The 25,919-nt window shown below is 63.7% G+C and carries 22 protein-coding genes and 2 pseudogenes; 16 read left to right on the forward strand and 8 right to left on the reverse strand.

What is annotated here, in order from left to right; genetic code table 11:
- Positions 1–105: 105 nt before the first annotated feature.
- Both ABIE20_RS18345 and ABIE20_RS18350 read right to left on the reverse strand, forming a co-directional pair.
- Complete coding sequence (locus ABIE20_RS18345; RefSeq protein WP_429506549.1) at positions 106–936, reverse strand: methyl-accepting chemotaxis protein; 831 nt, start codon at positions 934–936, stop codon at positions 106–108.
- 24 nt (positions 937–960) lie between these two features.
- Positions 961–1,998: pseudogene (locus tag ABIE20_RS18350) on the reverse strand (HAMP domain-containing protein); the annotation flags it as partial.
- Between the two features lie 234 nt (positions 1,999–2,232).
- On the opposite strand from ABIE20_RS18350, the gene bamE reads away from it, so the two are divergent.
- Together bamE and ABIE20_RS18360 are read left to right on the forward strand one after the other, a co-directional pair.
- On the forward strand, positions 2,233–2,487 hold the full coding sequence (gene bamE / locus ABIE20_RS18355) for an outer membrane protein assembly factor BamE domain-containing protein (RefSeq protein WP_429506400.1): 255 nt from the start codon (positions 2,233–2,235) through the stop codon (positions 2,485–2,487).
- A complete protein-coding gene (locus ABIE20_RS18360; protein ID WP_429506402.1) occupies positions 2,484–3,059 on the forward strand; it encodes a lipocalin family protein in 576 nt (191 codons plus the stop codon). Before bamE ends, ABIE20_RS18360 begins: the two co-directional genes overlap by 4 nt.
- A gap of 66 nt (positions 3,060–3,125) precedes the next feature.
- On the opposite strand, the gene ABIE20_RS18365 is transcribed toward ABIE20_RS18360, so the two are convergent.
- Complete coding sequence (locus tag ABIE20_RS18365; RefSeq protein WP_429506404.1) at positions 3,126–4,490, reverse strand: formimidoylglutamate deiminase; 1,365 nt, start codon at positions 4,488–4,490, stop codon at positions 3,126–3,128.
- Positions 4,491–4,633: 143 nt separating this feature from the next.
- Here ABIE20_RS18365 and hutC point away from each other — a divergent pair, with 143 nt between their 5' ends.
- The 14 genes from hutC to ABIE20_RS18435 all read left to right on the forward strand — a co-directional run bounded on the left by hutC (position 4,634) and on the right by ABIE20_RS18435 (position 21,965).
- A complete protein-coding gene (gene hutC / locus ABIE20_RS18370; protein WP_184959372.1) occupies positions 4,634–5,344 on the forward strand; it encodes a histidine utilization repressor in 711 nt (236 codons plus the stop codon).
- Positions 5,341–5,910, forward strand: a complete 570-nt coding sequence (locus ABIE20_RS18375) for a HutD/Ves family protein (RefSeq protein ID WP_429506406.1) — start codon at positions 5,341–5,343, stop codon at positions 5,908–5,910. Before hutC ends, ABIE20_RS18375 begins: the two co-directional genes overlap by 4 nt.
- A 297-nt stretch (positions 5,911–6,207) precedes the next feature.
- Positions 6,208–7,887, forward strand: a complete 1,680-nt coding sequence (hutU, locus tag ABIE20_RS18380) for a urocanate hydratase (RefSeq protein ID WP_429506408.1) — start codon at positions 6,208–6,210, stop codon at positions 7,885–7,887.
- A gap of 67 nt (positions 7,888–7,954) precedes the next feature.
- Positions 7,955–9,487, forward strand: coding sequence for a histidine ammonia-lyase (gene hutH / locus ABIE20_RS18385; protein ID WP_123564860.1), 1,533 nt, complete (start codon positions 7,955–7,957; stop codon positions 9,485–9,487).
- 112 nt (positions 9,488–9,599) lie between these two features.
- A complete protein-coding gene (locus ABIE20_RS18390) occupies positions 9,600–11,003 on the forward strand; it encodes an amino acid permease (protein WP_429506409.1) in 1,404 nt (467 codons plus the stop codon).
- 15 nt (positions 11,004–11,018) lie between these two features.
- Complete coding sequence (gene hutI / locus ABIE20_RS18395; RefSeq protein WP_429506411.1) at positions 11,019–12,224, forward strand: imidazolonepropionase; 1,206 nt, start codon at positions 11,019–11,021, stop codon at positions 12,222–12,224.
- A gap of 10 nt (positions 12,225–12,234) precedes the next feature.
- Positions 12,235–13,038, forward strand: coding sequence for an N-formylglutamate deformylase (gene hutG / locus ABIE20_RS18400; protein ID WP_429506412.1), 804 nt, complete (start codon positions 12,235–12,237; stop codon positions 13,036–13,038).
- A gap of 160 nt (positions 13,039–13,198) precedes the next feature.
- Entirely contained in the window at positions 13,199–14,170 is a 972-nt protein-coding gene (pip, locus tag ABIE20_RS18405) for a prolyl aminopeptidase (RefSeq protein ID WP_123564864.1), read from the forward strand.
- A complete protein-coding gene (gene dtd / locus ABIE20_RS18410) occupies positions 14,167–14,604 on the forward strand; it encodes a D-aminoacyl-tRNA deacylase (protein ID WP_429506415.1) in 438 nt (145 codons plus the stop codon). The genes pip and dtd overlap by 4 nt, the downstream gene beginning before the upstream one ends.
- Positions 14,605–14,865: 261 nt before the next feature.
- A complete protein-coding gene (locus ABIE20_RS18415; RefSeq protein WP_429506417.1) occupies positions 14,866–16,581 on the forward strand; it encodes a glucan biosynthesis protein G in 1,716 nt (571 codons plus the stop codon).
- A complete protein-coding gene (mdoH, locus tag ABIE20_RS18420; RefSeq protein ID WP_429506418.1) occupies positions 16,574–19,147 on the forward strand; it encodes a glucans biosynthesis glucosyltransferase MdoH in 2,574 nt (857 codons plus the stop codon). The genes ABIE20_RS18415 and mdoH overlap by 8 nt, the downstream gene beginning before the upstream one ends.
- 251 nt (positions 19,148–19,398) lie before the next feature.
- Complete coding sequence (locus tag ABIE20_RS18425) at positions 19,399–20,199, forward strand: transporter substrate-binding domain-containing protein (protein WP_162195926.1); 801 nt, start codon at positions 19,399–19,401, stop codon at positions 20,197–20,199.
- A gap of 76 nt (positions 20,200–20,275) precedes the next feature.
- Entirely contained in the window at positions 20,276–21,238 is a 963-nt protein-coding gene (locus ABIE20_RS18430) for an amino acid ABC transporter permease (RefSeq protein WP_429506419.1), read from the forward strand.
- Positions 21,231–21,965 (forward strand): amino acid ABC transporter ATP-binding protein, encoded by a 735-nt coding sequence (locus ABIE20_RS18435; protein WP_038999651.1) that lies wholly within the window; start codon positions 21,231–21,233, stop codon positions 21,963–21,965. The genes ABIE20_RS18430 and ABIE20_RS18435 overlap by 8 nt, the downstream gene beginning before the upstream one ends.
- Before the next feature lie 81 nt (positions 21,966–22,046).
- On the opposite strand, the gene ABIE20_RS18440 is transcribed toward ABIE20_RS18435, so the two are convergent.
- The 5 genes and pseudogenes from ABIE20_RS18440 to tatB form a co-directional block, all read right to left on the reverse strand.
- Entirely contained in the window at positions 22,047–22,919 is an 873-nt protein-coding gene (locus tag ABIE20_RS18440) for a methyl-accepting chemotaxis protein (RefSeq protein WP_374045263.1), read from the reverse strand.
- A pseudogene (locus ABIE20_RS18445) lies at positions 22,902–24,017 on the reverse strand (methyl-accepting chemotaxis protein); the annotation flags it as partial. The gene ABIE20_RS18440 and the pseudogene ABIE20_RS18445, both read right to left, overlap by 18 nt.
- Before the next feature lie 24 nt (positions 24,018–24,041).
- Positions 24,042–24,749, reverse strand: coding sequence for a 16S rRNA (uracil(1498)-N(3))-methyltransferase (locus ABIE20_RS18450; protein ID WP_429506420.1), 708 nt, complete (start codon positions 24,747–24,749; stop codon positions 24,042–24,044).
- Positions 24,746–25,537 (reverse strand): twin-arginine translocase subunit TatC, encoded by a 792-nt coding sequence (gene tatC / locus ABIE20_RS18455; RefSeq protein WP_045193879.1) that lies wholly within the window; start codon positions 25,535–25,537, stop codon positions 24,746–24,748. The genes ABIE20_RS18450 and tatC overlap by 4 nt, the downstream gene beginning before the upstream one ends.
- Positions 25,534–25,917 carry a Sec-independent protein translocase protein TatB gene (gene tatB / locus ABIE20_RS18460; protein WP_429506421.1) on the reverse strand — a complete coding sequence of 128 codons (384 nt, stop codon included), beginning with the start codon at positions 25,915–25,917 and terminating at the stop codon, positions 25,534–25,536. The genes tatC and tatB overlap by 4 nt, the downstream gene beginning before the upstream one ends.
- Positions 25,918–25,919: the final 2 nt, after the last annotated feature.

The raw sequence follows: 25,919 nt of genomic DNA on the forward strand, positions 1-25,919 counted from the left end.
AGGCTGAAGCCATCGCGGGTCAAGTCGGATCGTCGCACCGCCGCTCCCACAGAGTATGTGGGAGCGGCGGTGCGACGCTCGACTTGCCCCGCGATCAGCTTCACATCAGATCCTGAAACTCCCCACCAGCTGCTTCAAACGATTGGCCTGATTCTCCAGGTCATTGCAGGCGCGCAAGGTTGCCTGCAGGTTCTCTACCCCTTCCTGATTCAGCGTATTGATCTCGGTGATGTCGACATTGATCGACTCGACCACGGCTGTCTGCTCTTCGGTGGCGGTGGCCACCGACTGGTTCATGCCGTCGATCTCGCCGATTCGCTGGGTTACGCTGCCCAGCCGCTCGCCGGCCTGGTTGGCGATGCCGACGCTGTGCTGGCTGTGGCTCTGGCTTTCGGTCATGGTGCTGACCGCGACCTGGGCGCCGGCCTGCAGCTCTTCGATGATGCGCTGGACCTGCTGCGCCGAATCCTGGGTGCGGTGGGCGAGGTTGCGGACCTCGTCGGCCACCACGGCAAAGCCGCGCCCGGCCTCGCCGGCACGGGCCGCTTCGATGGCGGCGTTGAGCGCGAGCAGGTTGGTCTGCTGGGAAATGCCGCTGATCACCTCGAGAATCTGGCCGATGTTCACCGTGTTGGCATTGAGCGTCTCGATGTTGCCGCACGAGTCGCTGATTTTCGCCGACAGCTGGTTCATCACCTCGATGGTCTGCTCGACCACCTGCTGGCCCTGCGCTGCCAGGTTGCGCGCGTCGCTGGAGTGCTGCGAGGCAAGGGCGGCGTTCTGGGCGATTTCCTGGGCGGCGGCGCCAAGCTGGTTGATCGCGGCAGCGACGCTGCTGGTGCGGCTCGACTGCTGGTCGGCGTTATGGATCGAGGCGTTCGAGGCGCTGACCACGCGCAGCGCCACTTCATTGACCTGGCCGGTGGCCGAGGCCACTTCGCGGATCGACTCGTGGATGCGCTCGACAAAGCGGTTGAACGACTGGCCGAGGCTGCCGAATTCGTCCTGGCCATGGATGCGCAGGCGCCGGGTCAGGTCGCCTTCGCCTTCGGCGATGTCATGCATGGCCCGGCCCATCACGTGCAGCGGCTCCATCAGCACGCGAATCAGCACGCCGAGCAGGGCAATAATGATCAGCACGGCGATTACCGTGGCCACCACCGCCGAGGTGCGCAGTTCGCTGAGCATGGCGAAGGCGAAGTCCTGGTCGAGTTCCAGCGCCACGTACCAGTCTGCCGAGGGAACGCCGTTGACCTTGGTGAAGGTGATGAACTGCTTGTGGCCATCTCGCTCGGTTTCCTTCAGGCCGCTGCCGACCTGCACAGTCGCTTGCGGATAGGCATCGCTGAGGTTTTTCAGCACCAGATCGGCTTGCGGATGGACGAGGATCTTGCCCGCACCGTTGACGATGAAGGCCTGGCCGTGGCCGTCGAAGTTCAGCGCATTGATGATCGCGCTGATGCTGTCCAGGCTGGTGTCGACGCCGTTGACGCCGATCAGTTGGCCCTGATGCTGCACCGGGGTGGCCAGGGTGATCACCAGCTTGTTGGCCGAGGCGGAAATGTACGGCTCGGTGAGGATGGTCTGGCCGGCACTGGTGGCGGCCTTGTACCAGCCGCGCACCCGCGGGTCGTAGTCGGCGGCGCGATTGCCCAGCGGCACCGACTGCATGTAGCCGTCCTGGCCACCGAAGTAGGTCAGCAAAAAATTGCTGCCGTACACCGGCAGGTTCAGGCTGCGGGTCAGGCTGTCCTTGCCGGCGCCATCGATGGCGATCTGTTGCGACAGCGACTGCAGCAGCTGCATGCGGCTTTGCAGCCAGGTCTGGATGTTGCTGCTGGTCAGGCTGCCCAGTTCCTGCATTGAAGCTTCGGTGTTGCTGCGCAGGGTCTGGCGCTGGCGGTAATCGTTGAACAGGATGAAACAGGTGAAGGCGACAGCGACCACCAGGGCGGCGGCGAGCAGAATCTTGTGGCTGAACTTCAGGTTTTTTGTCATTGCGAGGTCTGTCTGCACAAGGCGGGTCAACGGGTGGGGCGCGGCAATCGGTCGCAGCGCCTTCCTGTGTCGTCCGTTACGGGTAAAAGATTAATCGCAGAACTCACCAGTCGACCAATGGCGGGGCTTTGACGCCAACAAAACCGGGGTGCTCGGGAACCGGATGAGCTTTTTCCCTTCTAAGCTGTCGGTAGGCCATCGCGCCTGCACCCTCATGTCCAGGAGTGACCCTTCATGTCGTTGCGTTCCCTCGCCCTGCTGTCTTTGTGCGTGTTCCTCACTGCGTGCAACAAGATCAACCAGGAAAACTATTCACAGCTCAAGTCCGGGATGACCAAGGTCGAGGTCGAGAAACTGCTCGGTGCGCCGGCTGATTGCTCGGGTGCATTGGGCATGTCCAGCTGCACCTGGGGCGACGAGAAGACCTTTATCAGCGTCCAGTACGCCGGTGACAAAGTGCTGATGTATTCCGGGCAGGGCCTCAAATGAAGCGGTTACATCTGCTGCTGGCGCTGTGCGCCGGGTTGATCCTCGGCGGCTGCGCCAGCACCGGCGCAGGCTCGCTGGAGCCCAAGACCGCCGGCAGCGTCGACCTCAAGCGCTACCAGGGCAAGTGGTTTGAACTGGCGCGTCTGCCGATGTTCTTCCAGCGCGACTGTGCCCAGTCCGAGGCTCATTACAACCTCAAGGCGGACGGCAATGTCGGTGTGCTCAATCGGTGCCAGACCCTGCAAGGCGAATGGCAGGAGGCCAGTGGCACAGCCACTGCGCAGGTGCCGGGCAAGACCGACAAGCTCTGGGTGGAGTTCGACAACTGGTTCTCGACCCTGCTGCCGGGCGTTGCCAAGGGCAACTACTGGATCCTTTATGTCGACGACAAGTACCAGACAGCGCTGGTTGGCAATCCGGATCGCAAGTACCTGTGGATACTTTCGCGCACCCCGACCATTCCGGCCTTGCAGCGCGAAAGCCTGCTGGCCAAGGCGCGCCAGCAGGGCTACGACACCCAGCGGCTGATCTGGCGGGTGACGGACAAGGACATGGCAGCGCACAAGCCTTGAGATGCCCAAATCGCTAGCAAGCCAACTCCGACAGTGTAGGAGCGGGCTTGCCCCGCGATGGCGTAATCAGCCCAACAGGCTGCGCAGCACTCCGGCAAATTCCCGTGCGCTTTCTTCTTCCTGGGCATGACGACCCTGGCGCACGACCCACTGGCCGTTGACCATCACATCACGCACCTGACGGTCACCGCCGGCAAACAGCCAGCGGTTGAGAATGCCGTCTTCACTGGCCGTCGCCAGGTACGGGTCGTTGCCATCGAGCACCAGCCAGTCCGCGCGCTTGCCCACCGCCAGTGCGCCAATCGTCTGGCCCATGGCCTGGGCGCCGCCGTTCAGGGCGGCATCGTACAGGGTGCGCCCGACCATCGGCTGATCGCCACGGTACAGGCGGTTACGGCGCTGGTCGCGCAGGCGCTGGCCATATTCCAGCCAGCGCAGTTCTTCGACCACGCTCAATGACACATGGCTGTCCGAGCCAATCCCCAGGCGCCCGCCGCGGGCCAGGTAATCCACAGCCGGGAAGATGCCGTCGCCCAGGTTCGCCTCGGTGGTCAGGCACAGGCCGGCGACCGCGCCGCTGCGGGCCATCAGTTCGACTTCGTCGGGCTCGGCATGGGTGGCATGCACCAGGCACCAGCGCTGATCCACGTCGGTGTTTTCGTAGAGCCACTGCAACGGCCGGCGCCCGCTCCAGGCCAGGCAGTCATCGACTTCCTTCTGTTGCTCGGCGATATGGATGTGCACCGGGCAGGCCTTGTCGCTGGCAGCCATGACCTCGGCGATCTGCTCCGGTGTTACTGCGCGCAACGAGTGGAAGCACAGGCCCAGGGCCTGCGCAGGTTGTTCGGCGAGCAGCGGCGCCAGGCGGGCCTGCAGGTTCAGGTACTGTTCGGTGCTGTTGATAAAGCGCCGCTGGCCTTCGTTCGGTGCTTGCCCGCCAAAGCCCGAGTGGCTGTACAGCACCGGCAGCAGGGTCAGGCCGATGCCGCTGGTGCGCGCTGCGGCGCTGATACGCAGCGACAACTCCGCCGGGTCGGCGTAGGCCTGGCCCTGGGTGTCGTGGTGAACGTAGTGGAATTCGGCGACCGAGGTGTAGCCGGCCTTGAGCATCTCGATGTACAGCTGGCGGGCAATGACCTGCAGCTGCTCAGGGCTGATCTTGCCGACCAGGCGATACATCAGCTCACGCCAGGTCCAGAAGCTGTCGTTGGGGTTGCCGGCCACTTCTGCAAGCCCGGCCATGGCGCGCTGGAACGCGTGCGAGTGCAGGTTGGGCATGCCCGGCAGTAGTGGGCCGGCCAGGTGTTCGGCGCCTTCGGCCGAGGCGTTGGCCTCGATGCGGGTCAGCAGGCCGTCAGCGCCGACCTCGATTCGGACGTTTTCGGCCCAGCCTGTAGGCAGCAAAGCACGTTCGGCAAAGAAGACGGACATCGGCACGGCACCTCATTGTGATTATTTGTATATACATATACAGACGTTTGCCTGCTGGGTAAACTCCGGCAAGCTACGGTTCATTCAACCGAACAAGGATATCTTCCGTGCCGACACCTCCTGTCTCCGCGCTGGTTGCCCAGATGGGCGAGGGTCCGGCGCCGCTGTACGCCCGGGTCAAACAGATGATCGCCCAGCAGATCCAGAATGGCAGCTGGCCGCCGCATCACCGGGTGCCGTCTGAAAGCGAACTGGTCAACCAGTTGGGCTTCAGCCGCATGACCATCAACCGCGCGTTGCGCGAGCTGACCGCCGAAGGCCTGCTGGTGCGCATGCAGGGCGTCGGTACCTTCGTTGCCGAGCCCAAGAGCCGTTCGGCGCTGTTCGAGGTCAACAACATTGCCGACGAGATCGCCGCCCGTGGCCACGAGCACAGCTGCCAGGTGATCATCCTCGCCGAAGAGGCCGCCGGTTCCGAGCGCGCCCTGGCCCTGGACATGCGTGAAGGCCAGCGGGTGTTCCATTCGCTGATCGTGCATTACGAGAACGGTGTCGCGGTGCAGATCGAAGACCGCTTCGTTAATGCCGCGGTAGCGCCCGAATACCTCCAGCAGGACTTCACCCGGCAAACGCCCTACGCCTACCTGTCCCAGGTCGCACCCTTGACCGAGGGCGAACACGTGGTCGAGGCGATTCTTGCCGACCCGGATGAATGCCGCCTGCTGCAAATCGAACCGGGCGAGCCGTGCCTGCTGATCCGCCGCCGCACCTGGTCGGGGCGCCAGCCAGTGACTGCCGCTCGTCTGATTCATCCCGGATCCCGTCATCGCTTGGAAGGACGCTTCAGCAAATGAGCCAGTTGCAGGTATTACGCGCCAAAGACTACCCCCGCATGCCATGGAAGAACGGCGGCGGCAGCACCGAAGAAATCACCCGCGACGCCGGCGTCGGCCTGGACGGCTTCGGCTGGCGCCTGTCGATTGCCGACATCAGCGAGTCCGGTGGTTTTTCCAGCTTTGCCGGTTATCAGCGGATCATCACCGTGCTCGAGGGCGAGGGTATGCGCCTGCAGGTCGATGGCCAGCCGACGCGCCCTTTATTGCCGTTCGATGCCTTTGCCTTCAGTGGCGAGAGCCAGGTCAGTTGCAGCCTGCTTGGCAGTTCGATTCGCGATTTCAACCTGATTTACTCTCCCGAGCGTTACCACGCGCGCCTGCAATGGCTCGATGGCAGTCAGCGGGTGTTCAGTTCGGCCACGACCCTGCTGCTGTTTGCCGTGGCTGCCCAGGTCGAGGTGGCGCTGGACACCGGTGTGCAGTTGCTCGGGCGCTATGACTGCCTGCACCTGGACGCCAACCAAGGCCTGCAGACCCTGAACATCCAGGGGCTTTGCTGTCTGATCGAGCTCAGTCCGCGTTAAGTTTGTTACGCCCCGCCGAGTCTCTCGGCCGGGGCTGTTACCGATTGACCCAAAATGGTGCAACGCCACGGGTCCCGTTTGCTTGACCGCTCATCCCTCAAAATTTTTTTTATTTCGCCACAGCCCGCACATCGCGGGGCTCTAGCACCTGCGTTGGCGTCTGGAAATGCGACGCGCAATGGAGTTGGCACTTCAATTGCCTATGCTTGTACATACAAGTAAAGATGTGTTTGTATAAGTGCCATGACCCACCCAATGCCTGGGTTGCTCTGGACCGATCGCTTAGGAGCCATTTCCGTGACTGACAACAACTTCAAGAAATTCCGTGACGTCGAAATCCGCGCAGCGCGCGGCAACAAGCTAACCGCCAAAAGCTGGCTGACTGAAGCACCGTTGCGCATGCTGATGAACAACCTCGACCCGGAAGTCGCCGAGAACCCGAAAGAGCTGGTGGTGTACGGCGGTATCGGCCGTGCCGCGCGTAACTGGGAATGCTACGACAAGATCGTCGAGAGCCTGACCAACCTGAACGACGACGAAACCCTGCTGGTGCAGTCGGGCAAGCCGGTCGGCGTGTTCAAGACCCACAGCAACGCCCCGCGCGTACTGATCGCCAACTCCAACCTGGTACCGCACTGGGCCAACTGGGAACACTTCAACGAACTGGATGCCAAGGGCCTGGCCATGTACGGCCAGATGACCGCCGGTAGCTGGATCTACATCGGCAGCCAGGGCATCGTCCAGGGCACCTACGAAACCTTCGTCGAAGCCGGTCGCCAGCACTACAACGGCAGCCTCAAGGGCAAGTGGGTACTGACCGCGGGCCTGGGCGGCATGGGCGGCGCCCAGCCACTGGCGGCGACCCTGGCCGGTGCCTGCTCGCTGAACATCGAATGCCAGCAGAGCCGCATCGACTTCCGCCTGAGCAGCCGTTATGTCGACGAGCAAGCCAATGACCTGGACGACGCCCTGGCGCGCATCGCCAAATACACCGCCGAAGGCAAGGCCATCTCCATTGCCCTGCTGGGCAACGCCGCCGAAATCCTCCCAGAGCTGATCAAGCGTGGCGTGCGCCCGGACATGGTCACCGACCAGACCAGCGCCCACGACCCGCTCAACGGCTACCTGCCAGCCGGCTGGACCTGGGAGCAATACCGCGATCGCGCGCAGACCGAACCGGCTGCGGTGGTCAAGGCCGCCAAGCAATCGATGGCCGTCCACGTTCAAGCCATGCTCGAGTTCCAGAAGCAGGGCGTGCCGACCTTCGACTACGGCAACAACATCCGCCAGATGGCCAAGGAAGAGGGCGTTACCAATGCCTTCGACTTCCCAGGCTTCGTACCGGCCTACATTCGTCCGCTGTTCTGCCGTGGTATCGGTCCGTTCCGCTGGGCGGCGCTGTCGGGCAACGCCGAAGACATCTACAAGACCGACGCCAAGGTCAAGGAACTGATCCCGGACGACGCCCACCTGCACAACTGGCTGGACATGGCCCGCGAGCGCATCAGCTTCCAGGGCCTGCCAGCGCGTATCTGCTGGGTCGGCCTGGGCCAGCGCGCCAAGCTGGGCCTGGCGTTCAACGAAATGGTCCGCCGCGGCGAGCTGTCGGCGCCGATCGTCATCGGCCGCGACCACCTGGACTCCGGCTCGGTATCCAGCCCGAACCGTGAAACCGAATCGATGCAGGACGGTTCCGACGCCGTCTCCGACTGGCCGCTGCTCAACGCCCTGCTCAACACCGCCAGCGGCGCGACCTGGGTCTCCCTGCACCACGGTGGTGGCGTGGGCATGGGCTTCTCCCAGCACTCGGGCATGGTCATCGTCTGCGACGGTACCGACGAGGCTGCCGAACGAATCGCCCGGGTACTGACCAACGACCCGGCTACCGGTGTCATGCGTCACGCCGATGCCGGTTATCAGATCGCCATCGACTGCGCCAAGGAACAAGGCTTGAACCTGCCGATGATCACGCGCTGATCTGCGGTAAATGGTTGATACTGATATCTATGCAGGCGCCTACGCCTCACGAGTACGGAGCATTAACGTGACTGAATTGACCCTGAAGCCTGGCACCCTGACCCTGGCTCAGCTGCGTGCGATCTACCAGCAGCCGGTAAAACTCAAGCTGGATTCCAGCGCTGACCAGCAGATCGACGCCAGCGTCGCCTGTGTCGAGCAGATTCTCGCGGAAAACCGCACTGCCTACGGCATCAACACCGGTTTCGGCCTGCTGGCCTCGACCCGTATCGCCAGCCACGACCTGGAAAACCTCCAGCGCTCGCTGGTGCTGTCCCACGCCGCCGGCGTCGGCCAGCCGATCGACGATGCCCTGGTGCGCCTGATCATGGTGCTCAAGGTCAACAGCCTGAGCCGTGGTTTTTCCGGCATCCGCCGCAAGGTGATCAACGCCCTGATCGCGCTGATCAACGCCGAGGTCTATCCGCACATCCCGCTCAAAGGTTCGGTCGGCGCGTCCGGCGACCTCGCCCCGCTGGCGCACATGTCGCTGGTACTGCTGGGTGAAGGCAAGGCGCGCCACAACGGCCAATGGCTGTCGGCCACCGAAGCCCTGGCGGTTGCCGGCCTTGAGCCGCTGACCCTGGCGGCCAAAGAAGGCCTGGCGCTGCTCAACGGTACTCAGGCGTCCACCGCCTTTGCCCTGCGCGGCCTGTTCGAAGGTGAAGACCTGTTCGCCGCAGCCATGTCGGTTGGCGGCCTGACCGTCGAAGCGGTGCTGGGTTCGCGTTCGCCGTTCGATGCGCGCATCCACCAAGCCCGTGGCCAGCGCGGCCAGATCGATGCCGCCGCGTGCTACCGCGACTTGCTGGGTGATGGCAGCGAAGTCTCCGCTTCCCACGAGAACTGCGGCAAGGTCCAGGACCCGTACTCGCTGCGTTGCCAGCCACAGGTCATGGGCGCCTGCCTGACTCAGTTCCGCCAGGCTGCCGAAGTACTGGTGATCGAAGCCAACGCCGTGTCCGACAACCCGCTGGTGTTCGCCGCCGAAGGTGATGTGATCTCCGGTGGTAACTTCCACGCGGAGCCGGTGGCCATGGCTGCCGACAACATGGCCCTGGCCATCGCCGAAATCGGTTCGCTGAGCGAGCGCCGCATCTCGCTGATGATGGACAAGCACATGTCCCAGCTGCCGCCGTTCCTGGTTGCCAATGGCGGGGTCAACTCCGGCTTCATGATCGCCCAGGTTACCGCTGCGGCCCTGGCCAGTGAGAACAAGGCCCTGGCGCACCCGCACAGCGTCGACAGCCTGCCGACCTCGGCCAACCAGGAAGACCACGTGTCGATGGCCCCGGCTGCCGGCAAGCGCCTGTGGGAAATGAGCGACAACGTACGCGGCATCCTTGCCATCGAATGGCTGGCCGCCTGCCAGGGCCTGGACCTGCGCGAAGGCCTGAAAACCTCGCCGAAGCTGGAACAGGCGCGTCAAACCCTGCGCAGCAAGGTTGCCTACTACGACAAAGACCGCTTCTTCGCCCCGGACATCGAGGCGGCTATCGCACTGCTGGCCGAAGGGCGCCTGACCGGCCTGCTGCCGGCCAAGGTCCTGCCTAGCCTGTAATTGCTCCCGGGGCCCTTCGCGGGGCAAGCCCGCTCCCACCTCGGGGGCGGGCTTGCCCCGCGATTGGCGCGCCCGTTCATTCTCACGACCAGAACAAGAATAAGGACGTGACATGCAAGAAGCTCAAGGACTCAAGCGCGGGCTGACCGCGCGACACATTCGTTTCATGGCGCTGGGCTCTGCGATCGGTACAGGGCTGTTCTACGGTTCCGCCTCGGCCATCCAGATGGCCGGCCCTGCAGTGCTGCTGGCCTACCTGATCGGTGGAGCAGCAGTCTTCATGGTCATGCGCGCGCTGGGCGAAATGGCTGTGCACAACCCCGTGTCCGGCTCGTTCGGCCACTACGCCAGCACCTACCTGGGGCCGATGTCGGGGTTTATCCTCGGCTGGACCTATGCCTTTGAAATGATCATCGTCTGCCTCGCTGACGTCACTGCCTTCGGCATCTATATGGGCTTCTGGTTTCCGGAAGTGGCGCGCTGGATCTGGGTGCTGGGCATCGTCTTCCTGATCGGCGGCTTGAACCTGTGCAACGTCAAGGTGTTCGGCGAGATGGAGTTCTGGCTGTCGCTGCTCAAGGTTGGCGCCATCGTCGCAATGATCCTCGCCGGCTTCGGCATCATGGCCTTCGGCCTGAGCAATGCCGGTGCCGACAATGCCGTGGGTATCAGTAACCTGTTCGAGCATGGCGGCTTCATGCCTAACGGCATTGGTGGCCTGATCGCTTCGTTCGCCGTGGTGATGTTTGCCTTCGGCGGTATCGAGATCATCGGCATCACCGCCGGTGAAGCCAAGGACCCGCAGCGCGTCATCCCCAAGGCGATCAACGCCGTGCCGATGCGCATCCTGCTGTTCTATGTGCTGACCCTGTTTGTATTGATGTGCCTGTACCCATGGCCGCAAATCGGCAGCCAGGGCAGCCCGTTCGTGCAGATCTTCAGCAACCTGGGGATTGGCTCGGCGGCGACCGTGCTGAACATCGTGGTGATTTCCGCCGCGGTCTCGGCGATCAACAGCGACATCTTCGGCGCCGGGCGCATGATGTACGGCCTGGCCCAGCAAGGGCAGGCGCCCAAAGGCTTTGCCAAGATCTCCCGGCATGGCGTGCCGTGGATGACCGTGCTGGTCATGGGCGCGGCGTTGCTCGGCGGTGTGGTGCTCAACTACCTGATCCCGGAGAACGTGTTCCTGCTGATCGCCTCGATCGCCACCTTCGCAACTGTCTGGGTGTGGCTGATGATCCTGGTGACCCAGGTCGCCATGCGCCGCAGCATGAGCCGCGAAGAAGTCGCCCAGCTGAAATTCCCGGTACCGTTCTGGCCTTATGGTCCGGCGGCGGCGATCGCCTTCATGCTGTTCGTCTTCGGCGTACTCGGGTACTTCCCTGATACGCAAGCCGCGCTGCTGGTGGGCGTGGTCTGGGTACTGTTCCTGGTGGTGGCCTACAAGCTCTGGTGCAAGCCGCAGGTGGTTGCCGCCGAGCAACCGCTGGTGCAGGAACCTTCTCAACTCTGATCAAGGAGACTCTGGATGAAAACCCTCTGGCAGCATTGCCATGTGGCAAGCATGGCGCAAGGCACCTACTCGATCATCGAGGATGCGGCGATCGTCACCAGCGCCGGCCATATCGAATGGATCGGGCCGCGCCAGCAGCTGCCGGTCCTGGTCGCTGACAGAACCGTGGACCTGGGCGGCGCCTGGGTCACCCCGGGGTTGATCGACTGCCACACCCACGCGGTGTTTGGCGGCAACCGCAGCGGCGAGTTCGAGCAGCGCCTGCAAGGCGTCAGTTATGCCGAGATCGCCGCCCAGGGTGGCGGTATCGCCAGCACCGTGCGCGCGACCCGCGCGGCCAGCGAGGACCAACTGTTCGCCAGCGCCCGCCAGCGCGTGCAGGCGCTGATGCATGATGGCGTCACCACCCTGGAGATCAAGTCCGGCTACGGCCTTGACCTGGCCAGCGAGCGCAAGCTGCTCAAGGTTATCCGCCGCCTTGGCGAGGAGCTGCCACTGACCGTGCGCAGCACCTGCCTGGCAGCCCACGCCTTGCCACCGGAATACAAGGATCAGGCTGACGACTACATCAGCCATATCTGCGACGAAATGCTCCCGGCCCTGGCCGCCGAGGGCCTGGTGGATGCAGTGGATGCCTTCTGCGAGTACTTGGCGTTCTCGCCGGCCCAGGTCGAGCGGGTGTTCATCAAGGCCCGTGAACTGGGGCTGCCGGTCAAGCTGCATGCCGAGCAACTGTCGTCGCTGGCCGGTTCGAGCCTCGCGGCGCGCTACCAGGCGCTGTCGGCCGATCACCTGGAGTTCATGACCGAAGACGACGCCATTGCCATGGCGGCGGCCGGGACCGTGGCGGTATTGTTGCCAGGTGCGTTCTACTTCCTGCGCGAAACCCAGTTGCCACCGATGGATGCCCTGCGCAAGCATGGGGTGAAAATCGCCATTGCCAGCGACCTCAACCCCGGTACTTCGCCGGCGCTGTCGCTGCGGCTGATGCTGAACATGGCCTGTACCCTGTTCCGCATGACCCCGGAAGAAGCTCTGGCCGGCGTCACCCTGCACGCGGCAACCGCCCTGGGCCTGGGCGACAGCCATGGTTCGCTGGAAGTGGGCAAGGTTGCCGACTTTATCGCCTGGCAAATCGAACGACCGGCCGACCTGGCCTACTGGCTCGGCGGCGACCTGCCCAAGCGGGTAGTGCGCCTGGGCGATGAAATTTCCAATTGAGAGAGGGCGTATGGACAAGGTACTGAATTTTCACCAGGGCACGCTGCCGCTGCTGATCAGCATGCCCCACGCCGGTTTGAAGCTGACCCCGGCGGTGCAGGACGGCCTGGTCGAGCAGGCGCAAAGCCTGCCGGACACCGACTGGCACATTCCGCGGTTGTACGAGTTTGCCAAAGGCCTGGGCGCGAGTGTGGTCGCGGCCGAGTACTCGCGTTTCGTCATCGACCTGAACCGCCCCGACGACGACAAGCCGCTGTACGTCGGTGCCACCACCGGCCTGTACCCGGCCACGCTGTTTGAGGGCGAGCCGTTGTTCAAGGATGGCCAGGCGCCCTCGGCGCAGGAGCGGGCGGGGTACCTGGAAGCCATCTGGCGGCCCTATCACGACACCCTTCGCAGCGAGCTGGCGCGCCTGCGCGAGCAGTTCGGCTACGCCTTGCTGTGGGATGCCCACTCGATCCGCTCGCTGATCCCACACCTGTTCGACGGCAAGCTGCCGGACTTCAACCTCGGCACCTTCAATGGCGCCAGTTGTGATCCGCAGTTGGCCGAACGGCTGCAAGGTGTTTGTGCAAAATTTGAGCAGTACAGTCACGTGCTTAATGGCCGCTTCAAGGGTGGGCATATCACTCGCCACTATGGCGACCCGGCTAACAACATTCATGCGGTGCAGCTGGAGCTGGCGCAGAGCACCTACATGGAAGAGGTCGAGCCGTTCGAGTACCGCGAGCACCTGGCGGCGCCGACCCAGGTGGTGTTGAAGCAGTTGCTCGAGACGGTGCTGGCGTGGGGCAAGGAGCGCTATTCGCGCTGATTGCGCGGCGCCTGCATCGCGGGGCAAGCCCGCTCCCACAGTTCTCGTTGGAGCGGGCTTGCCCCGCGATGAGGCCCCAAAGCCATCACAGGTACATGCTCAAAGCGCAATTCAGGTTTATGATGCCCAACGGCAGAATAATTCCCACACGGAGTGCGTAATGCAGACCTTGTACCCGCAGATCAAACCCTACGCCCGGCACGATCTGGCCGTGGAAGCACCGCATGTGCTGTATGTCGATGAAAGCGGTTCGCCGGAAGGTCTGCCGGTGGTGTTCATCCATGGTGGCCCGGGTGCCGGCTGCGATGCCCAGAGCCGCTGCTACTTCGACCCCAACCTGTACCGCATCATCACTTTCGACCAGCGCGGCTGCGGCCGTTCCACCCCGCATGCCAGCCTGGAAAACAACACCACCTGGCACCTGGTCGAAGACCTGGAGCGCATTCGCAAGCACCTGGGTATTGAAAAGTGGGTACTGTTTGGCGGCTCCTGGGGTTCGACCCTGGCCCTGGCCTACGCCCAGACTCACCCCGAGCGCGTGCATGGGCTGATTTTGCGTGGCATCTTCCTGTGTCGCCCGCAGGAAATCGAATGGTTCTACCAGGCCGGCGCCAGCCGCCTGTTCCCCGATTACTGGCAGGACTACATCGCACCGATCCCGGCCGAAGAGCGCGGCGACCTGGTCAAGGCCTTCCACAAGCGCCTGACCGGCAACGACCAGATTGCCCAGATGCATGCGGCCAAGGCCTGGTCGACCTGGGAAGGGCGCACCGCGACCCTGCGGCCCAACCCGCTGGTGGTCGATCGCTTCTCCGAGCCGCAGCGCGCGCTGTCGATTGCCCGGATCGAATGCCACTACTTCACCAACAATGCCTTCCTTGAACCGGACCAGCTGATCCGCGACATGCCGAAGATCGCCCACCTGCCGGCGGTGATCGTGCATGGCCGTTACGACGTGATCTGCCCGCTGGACAACGCCTGGGAGCTGCACCAGGCCTGGCCGAACAGTGAGCTTAAGGTGATTCGCGACGCCGGCCACGCGGCCTCGGAGCCCGGCATCACCGACGCCCTGGTGCGCGCCGCCGACCAGATGGCCCGGCGCCTGCTCGACCTGCCCCTGGAAGAAGCATGAAGGGCTTGCTGCAACGCGTGCGTGGCGCGCGGGTGAATGTCGAGGGTAAAACCGTTGGCGCGATCGACCAGGGCCTGCTGGTGCTGGTCGCGGTCGAGCCCGGCGATACCCGCGCGCATGCCGACAAACTATTGCACAAGCTGCTCAATTACCGGGTGTTCAGCGACCCACAGGGCAAGATGAACCTGTCGCTCAAGGATATCGGTGGCGGTCTGCTGCTGGTGTCGCAGTTCACCCTGGCCGCCGATACCCAGAGCGGCCTGCGCCCGAGCTTCTCGACTGCTGCGCCGCCAGCGCTTGGCGCCGAGCTTTTCGACTATTTGCTGGCCCAGGCGCAAGGGCTGCACGCGACGGTTGCCAGTGGTCAGTTCGGGGCTGACATGCAGGTGCACCTGGTCAATGATGGCCCGGTAACATTTATGTTACAAATCTGATGGCAAAAAACCCCTGTTTGCGGGAAAACAAGCGGTTTTGTAGCATAAATAGTTTGTTCAGCCTGATGCGTTGTAACGCGGCCTGCTGGATAATCGCGCGCTATGTGGGCCTGCGTTCGCAGGTTCGTTTCACTCTGACTTGAGACTGTCCGGAACCGTTTGGGGAATCATTGCGCCCTTTCGGAGTCCGAACAGTGCTCGCCAACCTGGCATATGTCGCTGGCCGTTGGTTTTATGATCTGTTTTCGGCGAGGGTTGCTCGTGATTGTAAGTCCCTGTAATGCACCAAGAACTCCTGGCAATCGGCTGCGCACGGCGCTGTTGGCAGGCGCAACGCTGGTAAGCCTGCTCGGCGCAGGCCAGCTCTGGGCGTTCAACCTTGACGATGTCGCGGCCAAGGCGAAGGATCTTGCCGGACAAAAGTACGAAGCGCCGAAAAGCAATCTGCCGGCAGTGTTCCGTGACATGAAGTACGCGGACTACCAGAAAATCCGCTTCCTCAACGAAAAAGCCGAGTGGGCCAAGGACAAGACGCCGTTCAAGCTGTCCTTCTACCATCAGGGCATGCATTTCGACACCCCGGTGAAGATCAACGAAGTCACCGCCAAGGCGGTGAAAGAGATCAAGTACGACCCGAGCCGCTTCGATTTCGGCGACCTGCAGTTCGACGCCAAGGCCACTGAGCAACTGGGTTACGCCGGTTTCCGTGTGCTTTACCCGATCAACAAGGCCGACAAGCAGGATGAAATCATGACCCTGCTGGGCGCCAGCTATTTCCGCGTGGTCGGCAAGGGCCATGTGTATGGCCTGTCCGCCCGTGGCCTGGCGATCGACACCGCGCTGCCGTCGGGCGAAGAGTTCCCGCGCTTCACCGAGTTCTGGGTCGAGCGCCCGAAACCGACCGACAAGCAACTGGTGATCTACGCGCTGCTCGATTCGCCGCGCTCCACCGGCGCCTACCGCCTGACCCTGCGTCCGGGCAGCGACACCATTGTCGACGTGCAGTCCAAGGTATTCCTGCGTGACCACGTCAGCCGCCTGGGCATCGCCCCGCTGACCAGCATGTTCCTGTTCGGCGGCAATCAGCCGTCCAAGGTGCTCAACTACCGTCCGGCCCTGCACGACTCTGAAGGCCTGTCGATCCACGCCGGCAACGGCGAGTGGCTGTGGCGCCCGCTGAACAATCCGAAACACCTGGCCGTGAGCAACTTCAGCGTCGAGAACCCGCGTGGTTTCGGCCTGCTGCAGCGCCAGCGCGAGTTCAGCCAGTTCGAAGACCTCGACGACAACTACCAGAAGCGTCCAAGCGCCTGGATCGAGCCGGTCGGTGACTGGGGCAAGGGTACTGTCGATCTGGTCGAGATCCCGACTGCCGACGAAACCAACGACAACATCGTGGCCTTCTGGAGCCCGGAGAAACTGCCGGAGCCAGGTACCCCGTTCGAGTACGCCTACCGCCTGCACTGGACCATCGACGAGTCCGAGTTCCACTCGCCGAACCTGGGCTGGGTCAAGCAGACCCTGCGCTCGACCGGTGACGTCAAGCAGTCCAACCTGATCCGCCAGCCCGATGGTAGCGTTGCCTTCCTGGTCGACTTCGAGGGCCCGGTGCTGGCCAAACTGCCGGAAGACACCGCAGTGCGTAGCCAGGTCAGCGTTGGCGACAATGCCGAAGTGGTCGAGAACAACCTGCGTTACAACCCGGAAATCAAAGGCTGGCGCCTGACCCTGCGGTTGAAGGTCAAGGATCCGAGCAAGTCTGTGGAAATGCGCGCGGCGCTGCTGCGTGACGTTCCGGTCGAGCCGGCCAAGCCTGCCAAACCAAGCAAGCAGGACAAAGCCGCGGCCAAACACGCCAAGGCCGACAAGCCTGCCGAGCAACCTGCCGCCGACGCGGCGTCCACCACCGGGGCACCGGCCACCACCGAACAGGTGCTGACCGAGACCTGGAGCTATCAGTTGCCTGCCGATGAGTAATGCCCATACCCGGCCAGAATCGCTCAGCGAATACCTGGCCCACCTGCCCCTGAGCGACGAGCAGCGCGCGGAACTCGCCCGCTGCGCCTCGTTCAGCGAGCTGCATCAACGCCTGTCTGCCCAGCCGGGCGCCGACGCTGCCGAGGCCGTCCAGGCCTCGGTGGGCGAGCGCCTGCACGTGACCTGCGCCGAAGAGCTGCAAGACGCCGAGATGCTCGCGGTGGATGGCAGCGGCCGGGTGTGCCTGAAGGCCACGCCGCCGATCCGTCGCACCCGGGTAATCCCCGAGCCGTGGCGGACCAACATCCTGATCCGTGCCTGGCGCCGCCTGACCGGCCGTACCAACGCGCCGGCCCCGGAAAAACGCGAGCTGCCCAAGGCGCGCTGGCGCTGGGTCGGCTCGATGCGCCGCTACATCCTGCTGGCGCTGATGCTCGGCCAGACCATCGTCGCCGGCTGGTACATGAAGGGCATCCTGCCGTACCAGGGCTGGTCGTTCGTCGACCTCGACGAAGTCATGCACCAGCCGCTGCTGCAAACCGCCACGCAAGTCTGGCCTTATGCGCTGCAGACCAGCATCCTGATCCTCTTCGGGATTCTCTTCTGCTGGGTCTCGGCGGGTTTCTGGACCGCGTTGATGGGCTTTCTCGAGCTGCTCACCGGGCGTGACAAATACCGCATCTCCGGCAGCAGTGCCGGCAACGAGCCGATCGAAGCCGGTGCCCGCACCGCGATCGTCATGCCGATCTGCAACGAAGATGTGCCGCGGGTGTTCGCCGGCCTGCGGGCGACCTTCGAGTCGGTAGCCGCCACCGGTGACCTCGACCGCTTCGACTTCTTCGTGCTCAGCGACACCAACGACACCGACATCGCCGTGGCCGAGCAACAGGCCTGGCTGGAAGTCTGCCGCGAGTCCAAGGGCTTCGGGCGGATCTTCTATCGCCGCCGTCGCCGCCGGGTCAAACGCAAGAGCGGCAACCTCGACGACTTCTGCCGTCGCTGGGGTGGCGACTACCGCTACATGGTGGTGCTCGACGCCGACAGCGTGATGAGCGGCGAATGCCTGACCAGCCTGGTACGCCTGATGGAGGCCAACCCGGACGCCGGGATCATCCAGACGGCGCCGAAAGCCTCGGGCATGGACACCCTGTATGCGCGCATGCAGCAGTTCGCCACCCGCGTCTACGGCCCGCTGTTCACCGCCGGCCTGCACTTCTGGCAGCTCGGTGAGTCGCACTACTGGGGCCACAACGCAATCATCCGCATGAAGCCCTTTATCGAGCACTGCGCCCTGGCGCCGTTGCCGGGCAAGGGCGCGTTTGCCGGTGCGATCCTCTCCCACGACTTCGTTGAAGCAGCGCTGATGCGCCGGGCCGGCTGGGGCGTGTGGATTGCCTACGACCTGCCGGGCAGCTACGAAGAACTGCCGCCGAACTTGCTCGACGAGCTCAAGCGCGACCGGCGCTGGTGCCACGGCAACCTGATGAACTTCCGCCTGTTCCTGGTCAAAGGCATGCACCCGGTACACCGTGCGGTGTTCCTCACCGGGGTGATGTCGTACCTGTCGGCGCCGTTGTGGTTCTTCTTCCTGGTGCTGTCGACCGCGTTGCTGGCGACCAACACCCTGATGGAGCCGCAGTATTTCCTCGAGCCGCGCCAGCTCTATCCGTTGTGGCCGCAGTGGCACCCGGAAAAAGCCATCGCGCTGTTCTCCACCACCATCGTGCTGCTGTTCCTGCCCAAGCTGCTCAGCGTCATCCTGATCTGGGCCAAGGGTGCGAAAGAGTTCGGCGGGCGCTTCAAGGTCACCGTATCGATGCTGCTGGAGATGCTCTTCTCCATGCTCCTGGCGCCGGTGCGGATGATCTTCCACACCCGCTTCGTGCTCGCCGCATTCCTCGGCTGGGCTGCGACCTGGAACTCGCCGCAGCGTGACGACGACTCCACCCCGTGGAGCGAAGCGGTACGTCGCCATGGTCCGCAAACCCTGCTGGGCGTGGCCTGGGCACTGCTGGTGGCCTGGCTGAATCCGAGCTTCCTGTGGTGGCTGGTGCCGATTGTCGGTTCGCTGATGCTGTCGATTCCGGTATCGGTTATTTCCAGCCGCGTGCACCTGGGCCTGCGGGCCAAGGACGAGAGCCTGTTCCTGATCCCTGAGGAATACGCCACGCCGCAGGAGCTGCTGGCCACCGACCAGTACACCCACGAGAACCGCTGGCACGCCATGCACGATGGCTTCGTGCGTGCCGTGGTCGACCCGCAGCAGAACGCCCTGGCCTGCGCCCTGGCGACCGCTCGCCACGGCGTCGCGGCGCCGATCGAGGCACTGCGCGCCGAGCGTATCGCCAAGGCCCTGGAGGACGGCCCGAGTGGCCTGGACGGTAACACCCGTCTGGCCCTGCTCAGCGACCCGGTCGCCCTGGCGCGTCTGCACACGGCGGTCTGGGATGGGCAGAACGAGGCCTGGCTGAGTGTCTGGCGCCAGTCGATCGCCAACGATCCGCACTCGCCGCTGCTGCCGCTGCATCCGGAGCCTGTGGCACAGCCTTCGATGGCCAGCGCCTGATCCTCTGACCGGTTCAAGCATTCGCCGGCAACGCCGGCTCCCACAGGGTTGTATGCACAACTGACCTTGTGGGAGCCGGGGTTGCCGGCGATGCTTTTTCTGGCATCAATGCGTAACAAAGTCATCTTCGGCTATATGTACCGTGCCGTTCATGCGTTAGCATCCCTCCCCGAATATCTCGCACCCGTCTGGATAGGACGGTTCGCGCCAAAAATAAAATTCGAGCTTTCCTGCTAGGGGATCTGGTGATGATTAAGAAGTATCTGTCGATGCTGCTGGTCGGCGTCACGGCGCTGGTTGCGGTAAGTGCCGCACAGGCGGCTGGTGCCATCGATGACGCGGTCAAGCGCGGCACCCTGCGTGTCGGCATGGACCCGACCTACATGCCGTTCCAGATGACCAACAAGCGCGGCGAGATCATCGGCTTCGAGGTCGATATCCTCAAGGCCATGGCCAAGTCCATGGGCGTCAAGCTGGAGATGGTTTCCACCGCTTACGATGGCATCATCCCGGCGCTGATGACCGACAAGTTCGACATGATCGGCAGCGGCATGACCCTGACCCAGGAACGCAACCTCAAGCTGAACTTCAGCGAACCCTTCATCGTGGTCGGCCAGACCCTGCTGATCCGCAAGGAACTGGCTGACGAGATCAAGTCCTACAAAGACCTGAACAACGAGAAGTACCGCCTGACCTCCAAGCTCGGCACCACCGGCGAAATGGTCGCCAAGAAACTGATCGGCAAGGCCAAGTACCACGGTTACGACAACGAGCAGGAAGCGGTGATGGACGTGGTCAACGGCAAGGCCGACGCTTTCGTCTACGACGCGCCCTACAACGTCGTGGCAGTCAACAAGGCCGGCGCCGGCAAGCTGCTGTTCCTCGACAAGCCGTTCACCTTCGAACCGCTGGCCTTCGGCCTGAAGAAGGGCGACTACGACAGCCTCAACTTCATCAACAACTTCCTGCACCAGATCAAGCACGACGGTACCTACGATCGAATCCACGACAAGTGGTTCAAGGACACCGCCTGGCTCAAGGACATGGAATAAGGCCACGGCCCTACGCCTGGCTTGAAACCCGACGCGCAGGCTGGCCCTGCGCGTTCGCTTTTACGGAAGTACCCTCGTGATCAAACACAAGAAAGCCCAGTGGCCCTGGCACGGGTTGACCGCGCTGGTCCTGATCGGCCTGGCGATCAGCCTGTATTACGCGACCTCGATGATTTCCTACGAGTGGCGCTGGAACCGGGTACCGCAATACTTTGCCTACCAGGCCGAAGTCGCCCAGCGCGTGACTGAAAACGGCACCATCGAAGCCATCGTCAGCAAGGGCGACATGGCCAGCGTCACCGTCCGTGACGAAAGCGGTGGCGAGCAGGTCTTCGAGGTCGAGCAGGCCAGCGTGCAACTGTCGCGCGGCGACGACGTGGCCGAAGGCGACCTGATCGGCGTTACCCATCACTGGGCCGCCGGCCCGCTGGCCTGGGGCCTGTGGACCACCGTGTGGATCTCGGTCGCCTCCGGTGTGCTGGGGTTGTTGATCGGCCTGTTTGCCGGGCTCTGCCGGCTGTCGAACAACTCGACCCTGCGCGACCTGTCGACGGTCTACGTCGAGCTGGTGCGCGGTACGCCGCTGCTGGTGCAGATCTTCATCTTCTACTTCTTCATCGGCACCGTGCTCAACCTGTCCCGGGAGTTTGCCGGGGTGGCGGCGCTGGCGCTGTTTACTGGCGCCTATGTCGCCGAGATCGTCCGCGCCGGGGTGCAGTCGATTGCCAAGGGCCAGGGTGAAGCGGCCCGTTCGCTGGGCCTGAGCGCTGGCCAGTCGATGCGCCACGTGGTGCTGCCGCAAGCCTTCAAACGCGTGCTGCCGCCGCTGGCCGGGCAGTTCATCAGCCTGGTCAAGGACACCTCGCTGGTCTCGGTGATCGCCATCACCGAACTGACCAAAAGCGGTCGCGAGGCGATCACCACTTCGTTCTCGACTTTCGAGATCTGGTTCTGTGTCGCTGGCCTGTACCTGTTGATCAACCTGCCGCTGTCGCACATGGCCAGCCGGCTTGAGCGGAGGCTTGCGCAAAGTGATTGAAGTCCGTGACCTGGTAAAAGTCTTCGACACCCGTGGGCAGGTGGTGCGCGCGGTCGATCACGTCAGCACCGACGTGGCCAAGGGCGAAGTGCTGGTAGTGCTCGGCCCTTCGGGTTCGGGCAAGTCGACCTTCCTGCGTTGCCTGAACGGCCTGGAGTCGTTCGATGAAGGCACCGTGGCCATCGACGGCCTGCAACTGGCCGACCCGAAGACCGACGTCAACGCCTACCGCCGCGAAGTCGGCATGGTATTCCAGCATTTCAACCTGTTCCCGCACATGACCGTGCTGGAGAACCTGTGCCTGGCGCAAAAAGTCGTGCGCAAGCGCGGCAAGGCCGAGCGCGAGGCCAAGGCCCGGGCGCTGCTGGAGAAGGTCGGTATCGCCCAGAAGGCCAACGAGTACCCATCACGCCTGTCCGGCGGCCAGCAGCAGCGGGTGGCGATCGCCCGCGCCCTGGCCATGGACCCCAAGGTGATGCTGTTCGATGAGCCGACTTCGGCGCTCGACCCGGAAATGGTCGGCGAAGTGCTTGATGTGATGAAGACCCTGGCCCTGGAAGGCATGACCATGGTCTGCGTCACCCACGAAATGGGCTTTGCCCGGGAAGTGGCGGATCGGGTGCTGTTCTTCGATCACGGCAAGCTTTTGGAAGATTCGCCGCCAGAGGCGTTCTTCACCTCGCCCAAGGACCTGCGCGCCCAGGCGTTTTTGCGCCAAGTGCTTTAGGGCCCCATCGCGGGTCAAGTCGGATCGCCGCACCGCCGCTCCCACCAGACCGCTAGGAGCGGGCTTGACCCGCGATGCTTTCTACAGCTGGAACTTGCCGACCAGCGTCTGCAAATGCGTCCCCAACCGCGCCAGCTCAACGCTCGACGCCGCGGTCTCTTCACTGGCGGCCGAGGTCTGGTCCGACACATCGCGCACATTCATCACGCTACGGTTGATCTCTTCGGCCACTGCGCTCTGCTGCTCGGCAGCAGCGGCGATCTGCTGGTTCATCGCCTGGATCGACGACACCGTGCGGGTGATGGTTTCCAGCGAGGTGCCGGCGCGGCGGGTCAGCTCGACGCTGCTGTCGGTCAGGCCGCGGCTGGCGTCCATGACCGTGGCCACTTGCTGGGTGCCGTTCTGCAGGCCGGCGATCAATTGCTCGATCTCTTCGGTGGACTGCTGGGTGCGCTGCGCCAGGCTGCGCACTTCATCGGCGACCACGGCAAAGCCACGCCCGGCTTCACCGGCGCGGGCGGCTTCGATGGCGGCGTTGAGGGCCAGCAGGTTGGTCTGCTGGGCCACTGACTTGATCACATCGAGCACGCTGCCGATCTTGTCGCTTTCGGCCTTGAGCTGGCCCATGGCTTCGCTGGAGTGGTTGACCTCACTGGCCAGGCGCTCGATCTGGGCGATGGCTTCGCCAACCACCCGATCACCTTCGCGGGCTTGCTGATCGGCCATCACCGCAGCCTCGGAGGCTTCCTCGGCATTGCGCGCGACCTCTTGCACAGTGGCGGCCATTTCGTTCATGGCGGTGGCGACCTGGTCGGTCTCGACCTTTTGATTGTTGACCCCGGCGCTGGTCTGCTCGGTGACCGCCGACAGCTCTTCGGCAGCGCTGGCGATCTGGGTGACGCCGTCGCCGATGCCGCCGATCAATTCGCGCAGGCTTACGGTCATGCGCTGCATGCTGCGCTGCAACTGGCCCAGCTCGTCACGGCGATCGACCTTGAGGTCGTGGCGCAGGTCGCCACTGGCGACGCGGTCGGCGGCGTTGAGAGTCTGGCGCAGGGGGATGACGATCTGCCGGGTAATCGCCCAGGCGGCGAGCAGGCCGAACAGCAACGCCAGCACGGTAGCCAGGGTCAGCATCGACTTGGCGTGCTGCGACTCGGCGTCGCGCAGGGCGGTGAGGGTGCTGGTCAGTTGCTGGCTTTGTTCGATCAGGGTTCCGCCCAGGGCAATCATGTGCTGGGCGGCCTGCTCGGAGGCGCTTTGCGCATTGCCAAACTCGACCACGGCGCCACGGTAGTTGCCCAGGGCGCGGGCGGCCTGGTTGAAGTTGCTGGTGTAGCTGGCCGGCAGTACTTCAGCCAGGGTCTTGAGTTGCGAGGTGGCCTGTTCGATGGCCTCAAGCGCGGTCTGCTGGAATTCGGCTTTGCCGCTGTAGGTGTAGCCCCGTACCTGGAAGCGTGCCTGTTGCAGCAGTTTGCTGGCGCCGACCACGCTGTTGAACAGGTTCAGGTCCTTGCCGCCGAGCAGTTGTTGTTCGACCTGGGCGATCAGCGCGGCGGCCTCGTCGGCGCTGCTGCCCAGTATCGCGCGGGCGGCTTCGCGCTGCTTGCTGGCCTTATCGGCACTGTCGAGGGCCTGGTGATACTGGCGCACGGCTTCTTGCTGTTGCTCGATGCGCCGGTGGTTTTCCGGCAGGACGATGCGTTTCTCCACCGTTTGCAGCTGGCGCTCAAGGGCGGCCAGGGCATTGCCAAGCGCCTGTGCCGCCGCCTCGTCGCCCTTGAGCTGGAAGCCCTGGCGGGCAATGCGCAGCTCCAGGGTGGCCTGGTGCACCTGGGAGATGCCGCCCAGGGTGTCGCCACGCTCGGTGATGCCGTTCAGGCCCTGCCAGCCGGTCAGGGTAATGGCCAGGGTCAGCAGCAGGACCAGGCCGAAGCCGATGCCGAGTTTGAGATTGACGCTCACGTTGCCCAGGTGCTGGGCTAACCAACGGTACATGGTGGGACTCCATTGCGATCGGCAGAGGCGATTATTGTTCTGGTGCCAATGCATCGGCCTGGAGCGGCAAAACTGAAGTCAGAACAAGCGTGCCAACAGCGCGGTGACCGCTGTCTCGACGCGCAGGATGCGCTCGCCGAGTTGTACCGGGTTCAGGCCCGCCTTGCCCAGCAGGTCGATCTCGTAGGGAATCCAGCCGCCTTCCGGGCCGATGGCCAGGGTGACCGGCTGGTTGAGGCCACGCGGGCAGGGCGGGTACTGGCCAGGGTGGCCGACCAGGCCTAGGGTGCCGGCGCTGATGGCTGGCAGGCGGTCTTCGACAAAGGGCTTGAAGCGCTTTTCGATGATGACGTCAGGCAGCACCGTGTCGCGGGTCTGCTCAAGGCCAAGAATCAGCTGTTCGCGGATCGCCTCGGGCTCGAGGAACGGCGTTTGCCAAAAGCTCTTTTCGACCCGGTAGCTATTGACCAGGATGACCTTCGGCACGCCCATGGTGGCGACCGTCTGGAACACCCGACGTAGCATTTTCGGCCGTGGCAGCGCCAGTACCAGGGTCAGCGGCAGCTTGGCCGGAGGAGGCTGGTCGAAGCTGACCTTGAGTTCTGCTTCATGGCCTTCCAGGCGCAAGACCTCGGCCTGGCCCATCAGCCCGCCGATACGCCCGACGCGAAGGCTGTCGCCCACTGCCACGCGGTGGATTTCCTGCATGTGGGTAAAGCGCCGGTCAGCCAGCACCACACGGTCGGCCGCGATGAAGTCGGCTTCTTCGAGTAACAGCAGGTTCACGGCTGGGTCGCTGGCGGCTGGTCGTTATGGTCGTCGGCAGCGTCTTGTGGGTGCTCGCTGCGCTTGCGGATCAGCCCGCCAAACAGCACGCCGATCTCGAACAGCAACCACATCGGCACCGCCAGCAGGGTTTGCGAGAAGATGTCCGGCGGAGTGAGGATCATGCCGACCACGAAGCAACCGATGATCACGTACGGGCGGATCTTCCTCAGGTACTTCACATCGACTACGCCGATCCACACCAGCAGCACCACTGCCACGGGGATCTCGAAGGCCACGCCGAAGGCGAAGAACAGGGTCATGACGAAATCCAGGTAGCTGGAAATGTCCGTCATCATCGACACCCCTTCGGGAGTGGCGCTGGCGAAGAAGCCGAAGATCAGCGGGAACACCAGGAAATAGGCGAATGCCATGCCGGCGTAGAACAGGATGATGCTCGACACCAGCAAAGGTATGGCGATGCGCTTTTCATGGCGGTACAGGCCCGGCGCAATGAAGCCCCAGATCTGTTGCAGGATCAGCGGAATGGCCAGGAACAGCGAGACGATCATGGTCAGCTTGAACGGCGTCAGGAATGGCGAGGCGACGTCGGTGGCGATCATCGTCGCGTTGGCCGGCAAGTGCGCGCGCAATGGCGCCGAGACCAGGGTGTAGATCTGCTGCGCAAAGGAAAACAGCCCGGCGAAGATCAGGAAGATGGCCGCGACGCAGCGCAGCAGGCGTGTACGCAACTCGGTGAGGTGCGAAACCAGCGGCATCGGCTGGTCGTTTTCCGGAATATCGCTCATGGGGCTCGCGGGGGCTGTGTCGGTTCGGTGGGCGCGCTGGCAAGCGGCGGCGTTGTTTCGCTGCTGGCCGGGGCGGGCGCCGGGGCGCTTTCGCTGGTGGCTGCCGGGGTTGCCGGCGGCTCGGGCGTGACGCTGTTGGGGTTGAGGATCTTGCGCGCTTCCTGCTCCATGGAAAGGATGTGCTCGTTATGCAACTGGCGACGGATGTCATCGGCGCCGATTTCGCGCTCGACCTCCTGCTTGATCGCATTGAAGCTGCGCTTGAGCCGGCCGATCCACAGCCCGGCGGTGCGCGCGGCACCCGGCAGGCGCTCGGGGCCGAGCACCAGCAGGGCCACCAGGCCCACGAGCAACAGTTCGCTGAAGCTGATCCCGAACATTG

The organism is Pseudomonas sp. 2835, assembly GCF_050435905.1.
Taxonomy (GTDB): domain Bacteria; phylum Pseudomonadota; class Gammaproteobacteria; order Pseudomonadales; family Pseudomonadaceae; genus Aquipseudomonas.